The sequence below is a fragment of the Companilactobacillus farciminis KCTC 3681 = DSM 20184 genome, assembly GCF_002706745.1.
Classification (GTDB): Bacteria; Bacillota; Bacilli; order Lactobacillales; family Lactobacillaceae; genus Companilactobacillus; species Companilactobacillus farciminis.
The window spans coordinates 917,902-934,719 of the sequence record NZ_CP017702.1; the positions used below are offsets into that span (position 1 = coordinate 917,902).

The 16,818-nt window shown below is 37.1% G+C and carries 15 protein-coding genes, 1 tRNA gene and 1 riboswitch; of the genes, 14 read left to right on the forward strand and 2 right to left on the reverse strand.

Going from position 1 to position 16,818, the window contains the following annotated elements; all coding sequences use genetic code 11:
• Positions 1-14: 14 nt before the first annotated feature.
• The 4 genes from LF20184_RS04405 to LF20184_RS04420 all read left to right on the forward strand — a co-directional run bounded on the left by LF20184_RS04405 (position 15) and on the right by LF20184_RS04420 (position 2,177).
• Entirely contained in the window at positions 15-317 is a 303-nt protein-coding gene (locus LF20184_RS04405) for a hypothetical protein (RefSeq protein WP_010019176.1), read from the forward strand.
• Positions 317-598 carry a phage holin gene (locus LF20184_RS04410; protein WP_010019178.1) on the forward strand — a complete coding sequence of 94 codons (282 nt, stop codon included), beginning with the start codon at positions 317-319 and terminating at the stop codon, positions 596-598. The genes LF20184_RS04405 and LF20184_RS04410 overlap by 1 nt, the downstream gene beginning before the upstream one ends.
• Before the next feature lies 1 nt (position 599).
• The gene (locus LF20184_RS04415) at positions 600-1,628 is read left to right on the forward strand and encodes a GH25 family lysozyme (protein ID WP_010019179.1); all 1,029 of its coding nucleotides are present in this window, start codon (positions 600-602) and stop codon (positions 1,626-1,628) included.
• 475 nt (positions 1,629-2,103) lie between these two features.
• Positions 2,104-2,177 (forward strand) — tRNA-Arg (locus LF20184_RS04420).
• Positions 2,178-2,369: 192 nt separating this feature from the next.
• Here the strand turns inward: LF20184_RS04420 and dapF are convergent.
• The gene (dapF, locus tag LF20184_RS04425) at positions 2,370-3,335 is read right to left on the reverse strand and encodes a diaminopimelate epimerase (RefSeq protein WP_010019180.1); all 966 of its coding nucleotides are present in this window, start codon (positions 3,333-3,335) and stop codon (positions 2,370-2,372) included.
• A 13-nt stretch (positions 3,336-3,348) separates the two neighbouring features.
• On the reverse strand, positions 3,349-4,707 hold the full coding sequence (locus LF20184_RS04430; protein ID WP_010019181.1) for an aspartate kinase: 1,359 nt from the start codon (positions 4,705-4,707) through the stop codon (positions 3,349-3,351).
• Positions 4,708-4,851: 144 nt separating this feature from the next.
• Positions 4,852-5,033: riboswitch (Lysine riboswitch) on the forward strand.
• A gap of 77 nt (positions 5,034-5,110) precedes the next feature.
• On the opposite strand from LF20184_RS04430, the gene lysA reads away from it, so the two are divergent.
• The 10 genes from lysA (at position 5,111) to nrdG (ending at position 16,679) form a co-directional block, all read left to right on the forward strand.
• The gene (gene lysA / locus LF20184_RS04435; protein WP_010019182.1) at positions 5,111-6,394 is read left to right on the forward strand and encodes a diaminopimelate decarboxylase; all 1,284 of its coding nucleotides are present in this window, start codon (positions 5,111-5,113) and stop codon (positions 6,392-6,394) included.
• A gap of 15 nt (positions 6,395-6,409) precedes the next feature.
• Complete coding sequence (gene dapD / locus LF20184_RS04440; RefSeq protein WP_010019183.1) at positions 6,410-7,114, forward strand: 2,3,4,5-tetrahydropyridine-2,6-dicarboxylate N-acetyltransferase; 705 nt, start codon at positions 6,410-6,412, stop codon at positions 7,112-7,114.
• Between the two features lie 2 nt (positions 7,115-7,116).
• Complete coding sequence (locus tag LF20184_RS04445) at positions 7,117-8,274, forward strand: N-acetyldiaminopimelate deacetylase (RefSeq protein WP_010019184.1); 1,158 nt, start codon at positions 7,117-7,119, stop codon at positions 8,272-8,274.
• A complete protein-coding gene (gene dapA / locus LF20184_RS04450; protein WP_010019185.1) occupies positions 8,275-9,144 on the forward strand; it encodes a 4-hydroxy-tetrahydrodipicolinate synthase in 870 nt (289 codons plus the stop codon).
• Between the two features lie 9 nt (positions 9,145-9,153).
• On the forward strand, positions 9,154-9,927 hold the full coding sequence (dapB, locus tag LF20184_RS04455) for a 4-hydroxy-tetrahydrodipicolinate reductase (RefSeq protein WP_010019186.1): 774 nt from the start codon (positions 9,154-9,156) through the stop codon (positions 9,925-9,927).
• Between the two features lie 91 nt (positions 9,928-10,018).
• The gene (locus tag LF20184_RS04460; protein ID WP_010019187.1) at positions 10,019-11,203 is read left to right on the forward strand and encodes an aminotransferase class I/II-fold pyridoxal phosphate-dependent enzyme; all 1,185 of its coding nucleotides are present in this window, start codon (positions 10,019-10,021) and stop codon (positions 11,201-11,203) included.
• A gap of 24 nt (positions 11,204-11,227) precedes the next feature.
• Positions 11,228-12,289 carry an aspartate-semialdehyde dehydrogenase gene (locus LF20184_RS04465; protein ID WP_010019188.1) on the forward strand — a complete coding sequence of 354 codons (1,062 nt, stop codon included), beginning with the start codon at positions 11,228-11,230 and terminating at the stop codon, positions 12,287-12,289.
• Between the two features lie 100 nt (positions 12,290-12,389).
• Positions 12,390-13,697: a hypothetical protein gene (locus tag LF20184_RS04470; RefSeq protein WP_056945169.1), complete on the forward strand. Its 1,308-nt coding sequence runs from the start codon at positions 12,390-12,392 to the stop codon at positions 13,695-13,697.
• Positions 13,698-13,957: 260 nt separating this feature from the next.
• Positions 13,958-16,168: an anaerobic ribonucleoside-triphosphate reductase gene (gene nrdD / locus LF20184_RS04475; RefSeq protein ID WP_010019189.1), complete on the forward strand. Its 2,211-nt coding sequence runs from the start codon at positions 13,958-13,960 to the stop codon at positions 16,166-16,168.
• Positions 16,110-16,679, forward strand: a complete 570-nt coding sequence (gene nrdG, locus LF20184_RS04480; RefSeq protein WP_010019190.1) for an anaerobic ribonucleoside-triphosphate reductase activating protein — start codon at positions 16,110-16,112, stop codon at positions 16,677-16,679. The genes nrdD and nrdG overlap by 59 nt, the downstream gene beginning before the upstream one ends.
• Positions 16,680-16,818 lie beyond the last annotated feature (139 nt).

Sequence of the window (16,818 nt, forward strand, 5' to 3'; positions counted from 1 at the left end):
AAAGAAGGCAAAATATGCCACCACATGCATTCTTAGGCTACTCACTTTCGGAGCTTGGAAGTATTTTCCTTTTGATAACTGGCTTTGGTGGGTGGTTTATTTGGCTAGTCAATCATTTCATAACTAGGCCCCTTCAAGATTCAATTAATAATTTGGCAAATACGGTTCAAGATTTTAAAAATTCTTCAAAAGAAGAACATAGAGAATTTAAAGAGCATTTTGAAAAGCTTGATAAAAAGCTAGAGGAGCACGAATTGAAATTGACTAAAGACAATGAGGAAATTAAAACTTTATTTAATAGAAAAGAGGAAGGTTAATGATGAAGAATAAATTAACATTAGATGTCCATTCAAAAGCGTGGTGGGTATCGTTAATTTCTTTAATATTAGTATTTGGCCAGCAAATTGGTCATTTGTTTGGCTGGGAAATCACTTCTGATCAAATCAATCAAATTATGGGAATAGTAAATACTATCTTATTAATTGGTGGTTCTCTTGGTTTAATTACTGACACATCAAAGGGTAATACGAATAGTAATACTCCCACAGAAGTACAAACACCAACTTATTCAAATTCAACAAATTTAAGGAGGAACTAGCATGACTAAATATTTTGCAGACATTTCGAGCTATCAAAGAGATGATTTAGCATTCTTCCAAAATTTTGTAAATTCTGGTGTTCAAAGCGTTTTGATCAAAACTACTCAAGGAAGCGCTAATGGATCTAACTATTTAAGTCCTAAAGCATTAACTCAAACTAGGAATGCAATTAAAGCTGGCATGAACGTCGGATTCTATCATTATTTTCTAGCGATTAGTGTTACTGATGCAATCAATGAAGCAAAATTCTTTGAACAATCGGTTACTAATTTAGGTTATGGAAAAGATACACCGCTTTGCGTTGATGTTGAGGATCCATCATTAAATACGTCGGCAGTAGCAAGCTATGTTGATACTTTCATTAATTACCTTGAAACACAAGGTTATACAAATGTATTCCAATATAGTATGGCTAGTTGGTTCAACCAAGGTATTCTTGATGCTAATAAGTACCCGACTTGGGTAGCTAGCTATGGATCAAACGATTGTGGAGCAAGAGGTAACATTGTCGCTTGGCAGTACACATCAAGCTGGGGCGGTGGTTCTCAAGACATGAGCTATGATTGGGGAGTCTTTGATAAGCAACCAGCCAAAACTGAAGCAACCACACAACCTAAAGTTGAACCCCAAAAGCCTAAAGTAGAAAATGTTATCAAATTAACTGAACAAACACATCCAGTGGACAGATTAGGCATTGAACGACCTGAAACGTATGAGGCAGGATCAACTTGGAAGAGTTCAGATATTAGATTGATAAATAATGAACCTCATTATCAAATTGCTACTGATATTTTTGTTCCTCTTTCAAAGACGACTTTTAAGGATTTTATTATCGTTAAATATATTGATGATTCACCGGCACCGGTCTTCAATAAGAAAGGAAAGCGTGTACAGAATGCGTCTGTCAGCACTACCAAATCTTTTAAAATTGATGGATTCAAGATTATTAACGGCATTCCGATGGCTAGAATAGCTACGGATGAATACATTCCGTTCGAGTACACTTCTGGATCTGGTTTTAAAGGCTAGATAGAATTAATGTATACACTAATGCATAAAGTAAATAATAATCAAGATTCAGAACAATTAGCTCTCACTCAATATTGGGTGAGAGCTTTTTTATTTTGGAACTACTTATTATCTATTTGTTAAAGATGATAATGGATTGATTGAAGTCTAAATGTTAGAATAAATGAAATTGAGCCATTTCACTTAGAAAAATGAAAAACACAATATAATAGGAAGAAACAAACAAAAAATAACCTTTTGTTGTCATTGGTGTTGTCACGGTAATAAAAGTACGCTATACTAGTTGTTGCAGTAAGCCGTTGGGCATTTCTTGTGGAGACCCCTACTCTCCGTAAGCTTTATGTCTTTGCAGTCGTTGCAGAGACATTTTTTATCGGCTTGCTCCAGGGATTATAAACTTATCGATTATTTTTTATAAAATGTATACACTATTACAATGTATATGATATAATTAATACCGTTGAGTTGTTGATATGCGCCTATAGCGCAATTGGATAGAGTGTCTGACTACGAATCAGAAGGTTGTAGGTTCGACTCCTACTAGGCGCACTACTTATTAAGACTTATGAGATTAATCTCATAAGTCTTTTTTTGCATCAAAAAAATTATTACCGACTAGATAACGTTTCTTATCGTTATCTAGTAATTCAAGATCAAAAAAGGCCTCTATTTGGAGAATGATCACTCCAAATAGAGGTTTTTGATTTGTTGATATTAAAAATATTTCCACTAACCAAATAGTTACTTAGAAATACTATCAACAAAGGCTTGATAGTTTTTTTGTTCACCAGTTTCAGTTACTTTCAAATTGCTTAAATCATTATTGTGTAGATCCTGTTCACTGAGTTGAATTTCGTGAGTGAAGGTAGCATTGCCAATTAAATGCAATTCGCTGAGTTCCTTAATAGAATTTAGGTTGACGTGAGTTTTAACCATGCCACCAGGATTATAAACTGAAATATCCTGTGTTGGATCGAATTCATTGGCGTGAAGCAAGGCAAAAATCAAACTAGTAGCTGACATACCAGTTCCACAGGCATTTGTAAAGCCAACGCCACGTTCATAGGTCTGCACGAATAGCTCATTGGTATCTAGTATCTTAGCAAAACTGACGTTGACGCCTTCGGGGAAGTAAAGATTAGTGGAGTTTAGAGTCTTTCCTAGGGTTCCTAAGTCATCTTCATTGATTTCAGGTACGAAACTGATTAGATGAGGATTAGGAACAGCCACAGCAGAAAATGTTTGATCGAGTAAAAATTCAGGAACCTTTTGGTCGATCATTTCAGTCATTTGTTGATAGCTGAAAGGTAAGTCCGTGTTGTTAAAGGAGATAGGAGCAATTTCGACGCTAAAAGCAGGAACGCCTTTATAAAAGTCATCGGCTTTTGAAACGGACAAGGGAGCTTCAAGTGTTTCGACTTTGAATTCATCTAGTTGATATTTTTCGGATAAATAACGGCTGACTGTTCTTAGACCGTTACCACACATTTTGGCTTCGCTACCGTCAGCATTGATGACACGCATCTTTCCGAGACAATTTTCACTAGTGTCGACGACTAAGAGTCCATCTGCACCACCGAGTGTATTTTTGCATAAATTGATGGCTAGAGCTTTTAATTGGTCATCGGGTAGGGGAGTTTCTAATAAAGTTTGATCAAGGATGAAAAATTTGTTTTCTGAACCATGAACTTTGAGTAATTTTACCAACTTGTTCACCTCATTAATTGAAGAATTTTTTGTAAATCTGTCTGACGGCTTCGTCGGCATCCGATTCTTGAACGCCTAGCATAATGGAGATTCGTGATGCACCTTGGTTGATCATATGGATGGCGATATTGTTGTTAGTTAGTGAGTCGATAATTTTGCCAATCGTATTGACGTTGTGAGCAATGCTTTCGCCAACGACCATGATGATAGCATAGTCGTCAATCCATTCCAGGTAATCAGGTTGCAAGACTTCTTTGACATCGTGACAAAGGTTGCTGATAGTAGTTTTGTCCAGTTTGGTACGGTCGAAAATAACTGTTAAATCATCAATACCAGAAGGCATGTGTTCGTAAGAAATATTGTATTTATAAAAGAGTTGCAAGAGTTTCAAAGTAAAGCCGACTTCTTTATTCAACAAATAGCGATGAATATAAAGGGCTGAAAAACGTTTGGAACAAGCAATCCCAGTGATTTCGTTTGAAGGATTGAATAAAAATTGTTCAGGAACGATCAAAGTCCCTTCAGCACTAGGGTTGTTGGTATTTTTAACATTGACTGGAACTTGTCCTTTGACCGCTGGAATGATGGCTTCATCTTGGAAGACTGAAAATCCCGCATAAGATAGTTCTCGCATTTCTCGATAGGACATCTTCTTGATTGCTTGTGGATGTTTGACAACGTGATTATTAGCAACGTAAATCGCATCAACATCAGTAAAGTTTTCGTACAAGTCTGCGTGCAATCCACGACTCAACATTGCTCCAGTGATATCAGAACCACCACGAGAGAAGGTAAAAATACTGCCATCTTGACTGTATCCAAAGAATCCTGGGAAGACTATGCGACTGTCTTCTGGTACATCAAAATTCTCTAAGTTGCGATAAGTATCTGGTGAAATATCGGCATCGTTTGGTTGTCCATGAACGATAATGCCAGCCTTTTTAGGATCAACGAAAACTGATTTAATGCCTTGGGAATTCAAAACTTCATTCAAAAGAATAGCATTGAGAAATTCACCGTGAGCTTTGAATGCTGCCATTAAATGTTCATTATCCGAATAATTTTCTTTAGCCAAATTGATTAATTTATCTTTTAGAAGTTTTATGACGGAATCATCAAGTTTAAAATAGTCGCTTATTTCGTGATATCTTGAGATAATCTCCTTGATAATATTAGTATGATCTTCATTTTCGATAACTTCATTAGCGTACTCGATTAACAAATCAGTAACTTTAGTATCGCCGTGGTATCGTTTTCCGGGAGCTGAAGTTACGATCACCTTTCGTTCTGAGTCATCTTTAATAATATTAATGACCTTTTCAAATTGTTCTCCGGTTGCGAGGGAACTGCCCCCAAACTTAACGACCTTCATAACTTACACCTCTAAAATTAAATAGTTTTTAATGATGAGTGTATCATTTTTCCCCATTATGACAAGAAAAAAATATTAATTATTAGAAATATGAGAATATTTTTAATATCACTTGACGTATTATGAGTGTTGTTATAATCTTATACCAACAAAAGAGGTCGCAATCGACATGAGTAAATGAGGGAGCTTCTGTAAGAGCTATGAACTTATTGAAAGGGGAAGTTGCCGAAGCACTAAATTTTACAGGATTTAGCGAGCTGGGGCGTATTAGAAGATGATACGAACTGTCGTGATCAAATAGTCGGTCACGTTGAGCTTATGACAAAATTGATGCAGATTATTTATGGATCTCTTTGTTATTAAGCAAGGAGATCTTTTTTATTTGGTAAAAGGAGCAGTGATTATGATAATAGATGATTTAAAGAGTGAAAATGGCCATTTGATGATTGGTGGCGTTGATAGTGTCGAGTTAGCAAAAAAATATGGAACTCCGCTTTATGTTTTTGATATTTCTCAAGTCCGTAGCCAAATAAGAAAATTTAAATCCGCGTTTGAAAAGAATAATTTAAAATATCAAATTAGTTATGCTAGTAAGGCTTTTGCTGTTAAAGCTATCTACCAAGTAATGAAACAAGAAGATGTTCATATCGACGTTGTTTCTGGTGGTGAATTGTATACCGCATTAAGTGCTGGCTTTCCAAGTGAAAAAATTAGTTTCCATGGCAACAACAAGTCTTACGATGAATTGTTGATGGCAGTCAAAGAACATGTCGGTGTGATCATGTTGGATAATTTCCACGAAATCGACTTGTTATCACAGATTTTAAAACAAGAAAAAGCTACGACTAAAGTAATGTTGCGTTTGACACCAGGAATTTCCGCACACACGCATAAATATGATCAAACCGGTCAAACTGATAGCAAATTTGGTTTCGATGTTGAATCTGGTCAAGCAGATAAGGCTATGAAATCAGTTTTGGATGATGAGAATATGGAACTTACTGGTATCCACGCTCACATTGGTTCTCAAATCTTTGGAACACAAGGTTTCGTCATGTTAGCTAAGAAGATGATGGAAATTGCCAAGAAATTCCAAGCTGAATTTAATTATTGGCCTAAAGTTATCAATCTTGGCGGTGGCTTTGGAATTAGCTATAACGAAGATGATGATCCAATCACTGCTGACGAATTCATTGGACAAATTGCTGATGAATTGAAGAAAACAAACAACGAAGTTCCAGAAATTTGGATCGAACCTGGTCGTTCAATCGTTGGACCTGCAGGTTATACACTTTATACCGTTGGTTCAAGAAAAGATATTCCTAATCTAACTTCTTATTTATCAGTTGACGGTGGCATGGGCGACAATATCAGACCAGCCTTGTATCAAGCTAAATATGAAGCTGTTATCGCTAATAAGATGGATCAACCAAATGAACAAACGGTTCACATAGCTGGAAAGTATTGTGAATCAGGTGATATCTTGATTGATCAACAACAATTGCCAAAAACAAAGCCGGGCGATATCTTGGCAATGTTAGATACAGGTGCTTACGGATATTCGATGGCAATGAATTACAATCGCAATCCTAGACCTGCAGTAGTTTTCGTTGAAGATGGTCAAGATAAGTTAGTCGTTAAAAGAGAAACTTATCAAGATTTAACTAGTTTAGATTTGGATTATTAATTGGAGGAAAGATTTATGAAAAAAATGAGTGCAGAAGAAATTATTAATTATATAGGAAACTCTAAGAAAATTACCCCTGTTAAAGTTTATGTTCAAGGGGATGTTTCAAATGTGAATTTTCCTTCAGATGTCAAAGTTTTTAAGAGTAATGATTTAGCAATTTTAATCGGAGACTACAAAGCAATTGAACCAATTTTAAAAGATAATGATTTTACTGATATTTATGTTGAAACAGCCGCTCAAAATTCAGCCGTACCAATGCTAGATATCAAACACATCAATGCTCGAATCGAACCCGGCGCTATCATTCGTGATCAAGTTTCAATCGGTGAAAATGCCGTGATCATGATGGGCGCAGTTATTAATATCGGTGCAGAAATTGGCGACAAGAGCATGATCGATATGGGAGCTGTCCTTGGCGGTCGTGCCATTGTCGGTAAGAATTCTCACATCGGTGCTAATGCTGTTTTGGCTGGTGTCGTTGAACCTGCTTCTGCTCAACCAGTAAGAATTGGTGATAACGTTATTGTCGGCGCTAATGCAGTCGTTCTAGAAGGTGTTCAAGTTGGTGACAATGCGGTCGTCGGTGCTGGTGCTATCGTAACTAAAGATGTTGCTGAAAATGAAGTTGTAGCCGGAGTTCCTGCTAAAGTTCTCAAAGTTAAAGATCAAAAAACAACTGATAAAACTAAAATTGAGAGTACTTTAAGGAAGTTATAATTATGGCTTTGACAGAGGAGCAATTAATTCAAATAAGAAGACATTTGCATACTATTCCCGAGCTATCGATGCAAGAAGTGAAAACACATGCCTATCTTCTCGAAGTGATAAAGCAATTTGACAAGACTAATTTGGAAATTAAAGAGCTACCAGAACTACCAACTGCTCTGTTGGTGTTAGTCAAAGGATCAAATCCTAAGCGCAATCTTGGTTATCGTTGCGATATGGACGCTTTGCCAGTAACTGAAGAAAATGGTTTGGACTATGCTTCAAAAAATCCAGGCGTGATGCATGCTTGTGGTCACGACATTCATATGACAGTTGGATTAGGAATCTTAAATTATTTCAGTGAGCATCAACCACTTGATAATTTGGTTTTCTTTTTTCAACCAGCTGAAGAAGCCGATAGTGGCGGCAAGGTTGCTTATGATTTAGGAGCATTTACTGGAGATTTTCACGTTGATGAATTTTATGGTCTTCATGACAATGCCCAACTAAAAACTGGTGTGATAGGTTGTCGCAATGGTACTTTATTTGCTGGAACGACTGAAGTAAACGTCACTATCAAAGGTAAGAGTGGTCATGCTGCTTATCCGCACTTGGCTAATGATGCTGTTGTAATTGCAGCCAATTTTATCCAACAAGTGCAAACAGTGATTTCTCGGAGTATCGACCCAGTAAAATGTGGCGTGATTACTTTTGGCAAGATGGAAGCTGGCGTGATTCGTAACGTTATCGCCGGTTCAGCTCGTTTAGAAGGTACGATCAGAGGTTTGACTCAAGACATGATTGAGTTTATCCGTCAACGTATCAGAGAAATTGCTGAAGGTTTAGAGAAGTCGTTTAATTGTGAAATTTCAGTGGAATACAATCAAGGTGGATATTATCCAGTCGAAAATAATCCTGCTTTGACGAAACGTTTTATTAATTATATGAAGAATAATTCTCAAATTGATTTTGAAGAAACTGAGCCCAAAATGACTGGTGAAGATTTTGGCTACTTGATCAACAAGATTCCTGGAACAATGTTTTGGCTCGGTGTCGATAGTAAAGGTGCACTTCATTCAGCGGATTTCTTGCCACATGAAGCTGCAATCAAAAAGGGGATTGATGCGATGGTCGGTTTCTTAAATTATCGTATGGATTTGGAGGAAGATTAGATGTTTGAAAATGTTGATTTAATGACAGCGATAATTACGCCGTTTGATGATAATGAAAAGATTGATTTTTCAGCCTTGAAAAAATTGACTGAACATCTACTAGCTACAGGCAGTAAAGGCTTTGTCGTTGGTGGCACGACTGGTGAAACGCCAACTTTGACTGAAGATGAAAAGTTGGAGCTTTATCAAAAGTTTGTTGAAATTGTTGACGGTCGTGTTCCTATCATTGCTGGTGCCGGTAGTAACAATACTGCTCAGACGATTGATTTTATTAAGAAAATCAGTCAGATCAAGGGAATCGATATGGCCTTAGTTGTAGTGCCTTACTATAACAAACCTAATCAACGTGGGATGAAAGCTCACTTTGAAACGATTGCCAAGAATTCGCCTTTGCCAATTATGATCTATAACATTCCTGGTCGAACCGGTGTTTTGATGGAAAAAGAAACTGTTGTTGAATTGGCCAAGAATCCTAACATTCAAGGTGTAAAGCAATGCAATACGATGGAAGACTTAGAATATATCGTTGAACATGCACCAAAGGATTTTAACGTTTATAGTGGTGAGGACGCTCAAGCACTCTTTGCTAAAGTTGTCGGTGCTAATGGTGTTGTGTCAGTTGCTTCACATCTTTATGGAACAGAAATGAGCGAGATGTATCAAGCTTTGGAAGAAGGCAACTATCAAATTGCTGGCAAGATCCAACGTCAATTGACACCTAAGATGGCTGCCTTGTTCATGTATCCTTCACCTTCACCGGTTAAGGCAGCTTTGAATCACGTTGGTTATCAAGTTGGTGGCTGTCGTTTGCCAATCTTAGCTTTGAATGAAGCAGAACAAACTAAGTTATTTAAAATTTTAGATCTTTAGGAGTTTTTTATGATAAAAGTTATTATTTCCGGCTTTTCTGGCTCGATGGGTCAAAAGGCTGTCAAAATGGTCGAAGATTCTGATAATTTACAATTAGTTGCTGGGTTCAACCCCATTGAGACCGATTTAAATCCTGAGAGTTATGGCCTTGATAAAAATGTGAAAATTTTTAATAAACTGACTGATATTGAAACGGATGCCGATATTTGGATCGACTTTTCCATTCCGAGTGCCGTTTTTGATAACACGAAATTTGCTATTGAACACAATATACGTCCAGTCATTGGAACTAGTGGAATGAGTGAAGAACAAACTGCTGAATTAAAGAAGTTAGCTGATCAAAAGCATCTTGGTGGTATTATTGCTTCTAACTTTGGATTATCAGCTGTCTTGATGATGAAATTTGCTCAAGTGGCAGCCAAGTATTTTGAAGAGTCAGAAATCGTTGAAAAGCATCATGAAGATAAAATCGATGCACCTTCAGGAACCGCTTTAAATACTGCTAGATTAATCTATGAAGCAAGAGGTCATGACCAAGTTCAACACAGTAGTGAGGATCCATTGCAGACCCGTGGTGGCGATTATCACGGGACTAAGATTCATGCCTTACGTTTGCCAGGCTTTGTTGCCGATGAAGAAGTTATCTTCGGTGGGGTTGGCGAAACTTTGACTATCTCGCAAAGTACGACTGACCGTCAATCATTTATGACTGGTGTAAAGTTAGCTATCAATGAAGTGGTGAAATTGGATCACTTAGTAATCGGTCTCGAACAAATTATTTAGAAATTATTTCAAAAAATTACAAAAACTCTAATAATTTAGTGAGTTTTGTATTAGAATTAAACTACATTTAATTTTTAAGGAGTGTTGAAGAATGCCAGAATTAGATTCATCAGTAAAAAATGTAGTAAACGAAACGATTGCCCCAATGGGTAGATCAATGATCAGAGAATTTGCTGAAAAATTTGCAAAGATTCCTGGTCTAGTTAAATTAACTCTTGGCGAACCAAACTTTAATGTACCCGAACACGTTAAAGCAGCTGCCATTGAGAGTATCAAGGAAAACGAATCTCATTATTCAGACCAAAAAGGTTTCTTGAGTCTTAGAGAAGCTATTTCAGGTTACTTGGATAAACAATTCGATCTTCAATACGATCCTGAAACAGAAGTTGTCGTAACTATTGGTGCTACAGAAGCAATCTTTGATACTTTTGCCGCCATTATTAACCCCGGTGATAAGGTGATTATTCCTACACCAACTTTTGCTCTATACATTCCGATTGTTAAGATCCTTGGTGGAATCCCAATTCAAGTTGATACAACTGCTGACGGTTTCCAATTGACTGGAAAACATTTGGCTAAAGTTATTGAAGAAGAAGGCGAAGATAAGGTTAAAGCCTTGATGCTAAACTTCCCAGGTAACCCAACTGGCTTTGTTTACTCAAAAGATCAATTGCAAGAACTCGTTGATGTGGTAAAAGACAAGAACATGTACGTTGTTTCCGATGAAATTTATGCTGAATTGACATACAGTCACAAGCATTTCTCAATGGCAAAACTTTTGCCAGGTAAAACAATTTTGATCAACGGTCTATCTAAGTCACATGCTATGACCGGTTACCGTATCGGTTACATTGCTGGACCAAAAGATTTTGTTGAACAAGCTAACAAGATGCATGCCTTTACCGTTACAGCTCCTTCTAACCCAGCTCAATTTGCTGCTGAAGAAGCTTTGAAGAATGGTATCGATGATCCAATCGCAATGAAGAAGATTTACCAAGAACGTCGTGATTACTTAGTTGATCAACTAAACGATATGGGTTATGAAACAATCTTGCCAGAAGGTGCTTTCTACACATTCTCCAAGATTCCTGAAAAATTCGGCTTGAGTTCAATTGAATTTGCCGATAAATTGGCCACTGAAGGTCTCGTTGGTGTAACACCAGGTGTTGCCTTTGGTAAAGGTGGCGAAGGTCATTTTAGAATTTCTTACGCCGCTTCAATGGAAGATATTCAAGAAGCTATGAAACGCTTGAGAAAGTTCACAGAGAGTTTATAAATAATATTTAAGGGATGAAGATTTATGAGTGATGAATATACAGTAGCAATTTTGGGTGCCACAGGTGCCGTTGGAACGCGTTTAATTCAACAATTAGAACAATCAACTATTCCTGTTTCAAAAGTAAAGTTATTAGCATCAAGTCGTTCAGCAGGAAAGGTTTTACAATTTAAGGGCCAAGATGTGACCGTTGAAGAAGCCAAACCCGAATCATTCGATGGTGTCGATTTAGTTTTGGCATCAGCTGGTGGAGCAGTTTCCAAGAAATTTTTACCAGAAGCTGTCAAACGTGGCGCTGTTTGTGTTGATAATACTAGTGCTTTTAGAATGGAAGAAGATGTTCCATTGGTCGTTCCAGAAGTGAACGAAGCTGCACTTTATAATCATCACGGCATTATCGCCAATCCTAACTGTTCAACTATCCAAATGATGGTTGCACTAGAACCAATCAGAAAAGCTTTTGGTTTGAAGCAAATTATTGTTTCAACTTATCAAGCTGCCAGTGGTGCTGGTCAAAGTGCTCTAAACGAGTTGTATTCTGAAGCACAAGATTACTTAGATGGTAAAGACATGAAAGCCGACATTTTTCCAACGAAGGGCGATAAGGAGCATTATCCTTTAGCTTTCAACCTCTTACCACAAATCGATGTTTTGGAAGATAATCTTTATTCTCATGAAGAATGGAAGATGATCCATGAAACTAAGAAGATCATGTTAGGCGATATGAATTCACCTAAGATCAAAGTCACAGCAACTTGTGTCAGAGTGCCAGTGCCAATTAGCCATGGTGAATCAATTTATATTGAAGTTGAGGATAAGTCAGCTACAACTGAACAAATTCAACAATTGATCAAGGATGCCCCAGGAGCTGTCTTGCAAGATGATCCAAAGCATCAAGTTTATCCACAGCCTATCAATGCTGTAAATAGTCGTGATACTTTTGTTGGTCGTATTCGTCCAGATTTGGAAAATGATGGAGCTTTCAATATGTGGGTCGTTTCTGACAACTTATTGAAGGGTGCCGCTTGGAATACAGTTCAAATTGCTGAAAGACTAGTTGCCGACGATTTGGTTCGTGTAAAGTAAATAAAATCAATATGGGATGCAGAAATAAGCCTGCGTTCCATATTTTTTTTGCTATTTCTGTTAAAATGTTAGGAGACATTTAATTTCAGGTGAGAAAAAAATGAAGCGAATAATGAATGTATTTAATGAGGGCGTTTTAGACCTGTTGGCTAACGCTGGAGTTGCGATTCCGTATTTTTTCTGTTTGACGTTATATAACCAAAACAAAAATATTTTTGTCTTTGCGTTGCCATTTTTAATGCTCTATACTTTTAGAGCTTTGGGAATGCTATTGACGACTTTTATTACCTTGCCAGCTTCGACGATGCTATCGATGTCGAATCTGTTTGGTGTGATTGGCTCGCTTTGCATGCTAGGAGCTAGCAATCCAGTTTTTGGTATTATTGGTGGGGTGTTCTTAGGTCTAGCTTCTAGTTGGATCTGGCCATATTATTTGACGGTTCGTTCTCGTGGCAAGATGGATAAAGAATTTAAATTCAATCGAATGCACACTTTGTCGATGGTTTTGACGATTATCTTATTGTTGATTGTTGAACTAATTGCTACGAAGACTAAGTTGTTGAACTTGTCATTTATTTTGTTAGCTTTCTTATTCTTTACTGCGATGGTCGGTGGCATGAACGTTACGCACCGTTTGACCTTTTATCAAGGCTTAGAGAAGAAACCTAAGTTTAGAATCAATTCGTTTTTTAATTTGATCGTGTTAGCGAGTTTGGTCATGTTGTTATTCATCATTCGCTATACGCGTCTAAAAGAAGTTTCCAATACGATTGATTTAGCAATCAGCATTGCTGCTATCGTCTTGTTCTTGATCCTCGCATACTATCAATTAGGGGTTCATAAAAAGATGTTCCCAGTCAGTTTGGTTGCCATCAATCGTGGGGTGGTCATGAACTACGTAATGCTGTATGCCATCTTCGACAGTACGATTCGCTTCAAATTCAATACTTTGATGTTAGTTTATACGCTTTATCTGGTCGGTTTTGAATTAGGACCAGCTTTGTTGAAAAAACGTCAAAATTGGCGTTATCCTTTATTGTTGCTAGGTTTAGTTTTGGCATTGTTTAATTACACATACTTTGTTGGCTTGTTCTTATTAGCCGTATTTGTCGGAACCGATAATCGAATTTTGAATGACGCACTTTATACTGATCCTGATTTAGATTCCGAACGAGCTTTCTTGATCAAGTATCAGTTGTCTTGTGTTGGAAATGTATCGCAACAATTGATCTACATGACGACAATTTATTTCATCAGTTACTTTACTGATATTAATGCTTTAGGATTCTTCAATAACATTTCCAACGGCCCAACTAATTCGACGCTTTATGGAGTACATCTATTTATTACTGCTATCGTCTTTATTTATGCGGCAGTCACATTTTATTTTGCTCGTGAAAAAGAATGATTTGAATCATTACAACGCTATGAGATTTATTTTATTGAAAATAGTTGAGCATAGAGAAATTCAGTACTGTTAAGTAAATTTGAAAGTTATAACGGCTGTTTGTGAAGTCGTTTCAATGATATTTTTTAGAAAACAAAAATAAGACTACTATATATTGTATGCGTGTGTTATATAACACCTACATATGGTATTTGGTAGTCTTTTTTATTATTTAAAATTTTATAAAATGGTTGTATAGATTAAAGATTGGGGAGATATAAATGACCACGCAATTAACTCAATTGATAGAAATCCCAGTTGAAAAAAGAAGTGGCTTCAAGACTAAGTTTTATCCATATAAAATTGAATTTGTGCTAGATAAGTTGGACTTGTCTCGAGTTCAACAAGATAATTTGATTGAGAATTTTGTATCTGAATTCTTAACGGCTGATTTGATGACAACCAAACAAATTCGCCAGGTTATTACGGATAGTTTGATTGCTCAAAATTTGAATCAAGCTGCAAAATCTTATCAGGACTATTTTATAAGTGAACAGGAAAGATTTGCTCAAGCAACTAATGTGAAATTAAACATCGAGAAATTATTTAATCGCAATGAGCAAGTGGTGCATGAAAATGCCAATAAGGATAGCAATATCTTCAACACACAGCGTGATTTGGAGGCCGGTGTAGCAAGTAAAGCTTTAGGCTTAAAAATGTTGCCAGACATCGTAGCTAAGGCTCATTTGCGTGGCGATATCCATTGGCATGATTTGGACTATTCACCAGTGACGCCAGAGACTAATTGTTGTTTGATTGACTTTGATGAGATGTTAACTAATGGCTTTAAAATCGGTAATGCTTGGGTGTCTTCGCCCAAATCGATTCAAACGGCTACAGCGCAAATGTCACAGATCATCGCTAACGTTGCCTCGTTGCAATACGGTGGTTGTTCAGCTAATCGAATCGACCAATTACTGGCGCCTTATGCGAAGTTAAATTATCAAAAACACCTCAAGGATGCTCAAAAATGGATTGTCGAAGATAAGCAGATTGAATTTGCTAAAGAAAAGACGAAAAGAGACATTTACGACGCTATGCAAGCACTTGAATACGAAATCAATACTCTTTATTCATCGCAAGGCCAAACGCCGTTTACGACGATAAATTTCGGTTTAGGAACGAGTTGGATCGAACGTACTATTCAAAAATCGATTCTAGAAATTCGAATCAAGGGCTTAGGTAAGGAACATCGTACGGCAATTTTTCCTAAGCTGACGTTTACGATCAAACGAGGGTTGAATTTGAGTCCTGAAGATCCTAATTACGATATAAAGCAATTGGCCTTGGAATGTTCTACTAAGAGAATGTATCCAGATCTTTTGATGTATGACAAAATTGTTGAAATCACTGGCAGTTTTAAGACGCCGATGGGATGTCGTTCATTTTTACAAGGATGGCAAGATGAAAATGGTCGAGAAGTTAATTCGGGTCGGATGAATTTAGGCGTTGTAACGGTCAATTTACCACGAATTGCTTTGGAATCAAAAGGTGATATCAAGCTATTTTGGGAAATATTCGAAGAAAAAATGCAAATTTGCCATACTGCTTTAGAATATCGAATCAAGCGAACTAAAGAGGCGAAACCTGAGAATGCACCGTTACTGTATATGTATGGTGCCTTTGGCAAACGTCTAAAAAAAGATGATTCAGTGGACGAATTATTCAAGAATGGTCGAGCAACAGTATCGTTAGGATACATTGGCTTGTATGAAGTTTGTACACGATTCTTTGGCAATGATTGGGAACAAGATTCCAAGGCGCATGATTTTGCCGAAAGCATCACGAAAGCCTTGAATGAAAAATGCGCTAAATGGGCCAAAGAGAGTGGTTACCACTATAGTCTTTACTCGACGCCAGCAGAGTCATTGACTGATACTTTTTGTCGAGATGATTTAGAGAAGTTTGGTTCCATTCCCGATATTACAGCTAAAGAATACTATACAAATAGTTTTCACTTTGACGTCAGAAAACATCCAAATCCTTTTGAGAAATTGACTTTTGAAGAAGTCTTTCCTAAATATGCTGCGGGTGGATTTATTCATTATTGCGAATATCCTAATCTCCGTCAAAATCCTAAGGCTTTGGAAGCTGTGTGGGATTGGGCTTATGATCATGTAGGTTATTTAGGAACTAATACTTCAATTGATCACTGTTTTAAGTGTGGTTTTCAAGGAGAATTTAATGCGACTGCCAGAGGTTTTGCCTGTCCAGATTGTGGCAATAATAATCCGGAATTTTGTGATGTCGTAAAGAGAACTTGTGGATACTTGGGTAATCCTCAACAAAGACCGATGATTCACGGGCGACACATAGAAATTGCTTCACGGAAAAAGAATATGACTTCGGAGATGATTAAAAATGCGGCTAAGCATGAGAGAACCAAACAATCCGACTCCCAAAGAATGGTTAAGCGCGGACCACAGTCTTAAAAGAATTGCAGACTATAAACCGTTTAATTTCGTCGATGGAGAAGGAGTCAGATGCAGTCTTTATGTATCAGGATGTCTTTTTCGATGTCCAGGGTGTTATAACGTTGCCGCTCAAGATTTTCGTTACGGTAAACCTTATACCAAAGAATTAGAAGACCAAATTATCAAAGATTTGAGTCAAAGTTATGTGCAAGGACTAACGTTGTTAGGTGGAGAACCTTTCTTGAATACTGAAGTGTGTCTATCGTTATGCAAACGAATCAGAAGAGAATTCGGACATGACAAAGATATTTGGTCTTGGACAGGTTACTCTTGGGATGAGATGATGCAAGAATCTTCTGATAAATTAGAATTATTATCGCTGATCGATATCTTAGTTGACGGACGATTCTTACTCAGAAAAAAAGATCTATCGTTACAATTCAGAGGCTCATCCAATCAAAGAATCATTGATGTACCAAAGTCTTTGGCTAGTGGCAGCGTTGTGATCTGGGATAAATTAGTTAAATAAGATTATCAGTTGATAAATAGCATCTATTTTAAAAGCAAATAGATGCTATTTTCTTTGCCTTTTTTGACCTAAATAAGACATAATATTAGCTAAATCAGTTTCTTTCCAGATTAATTTCATGGCATGAAATCTACTCATG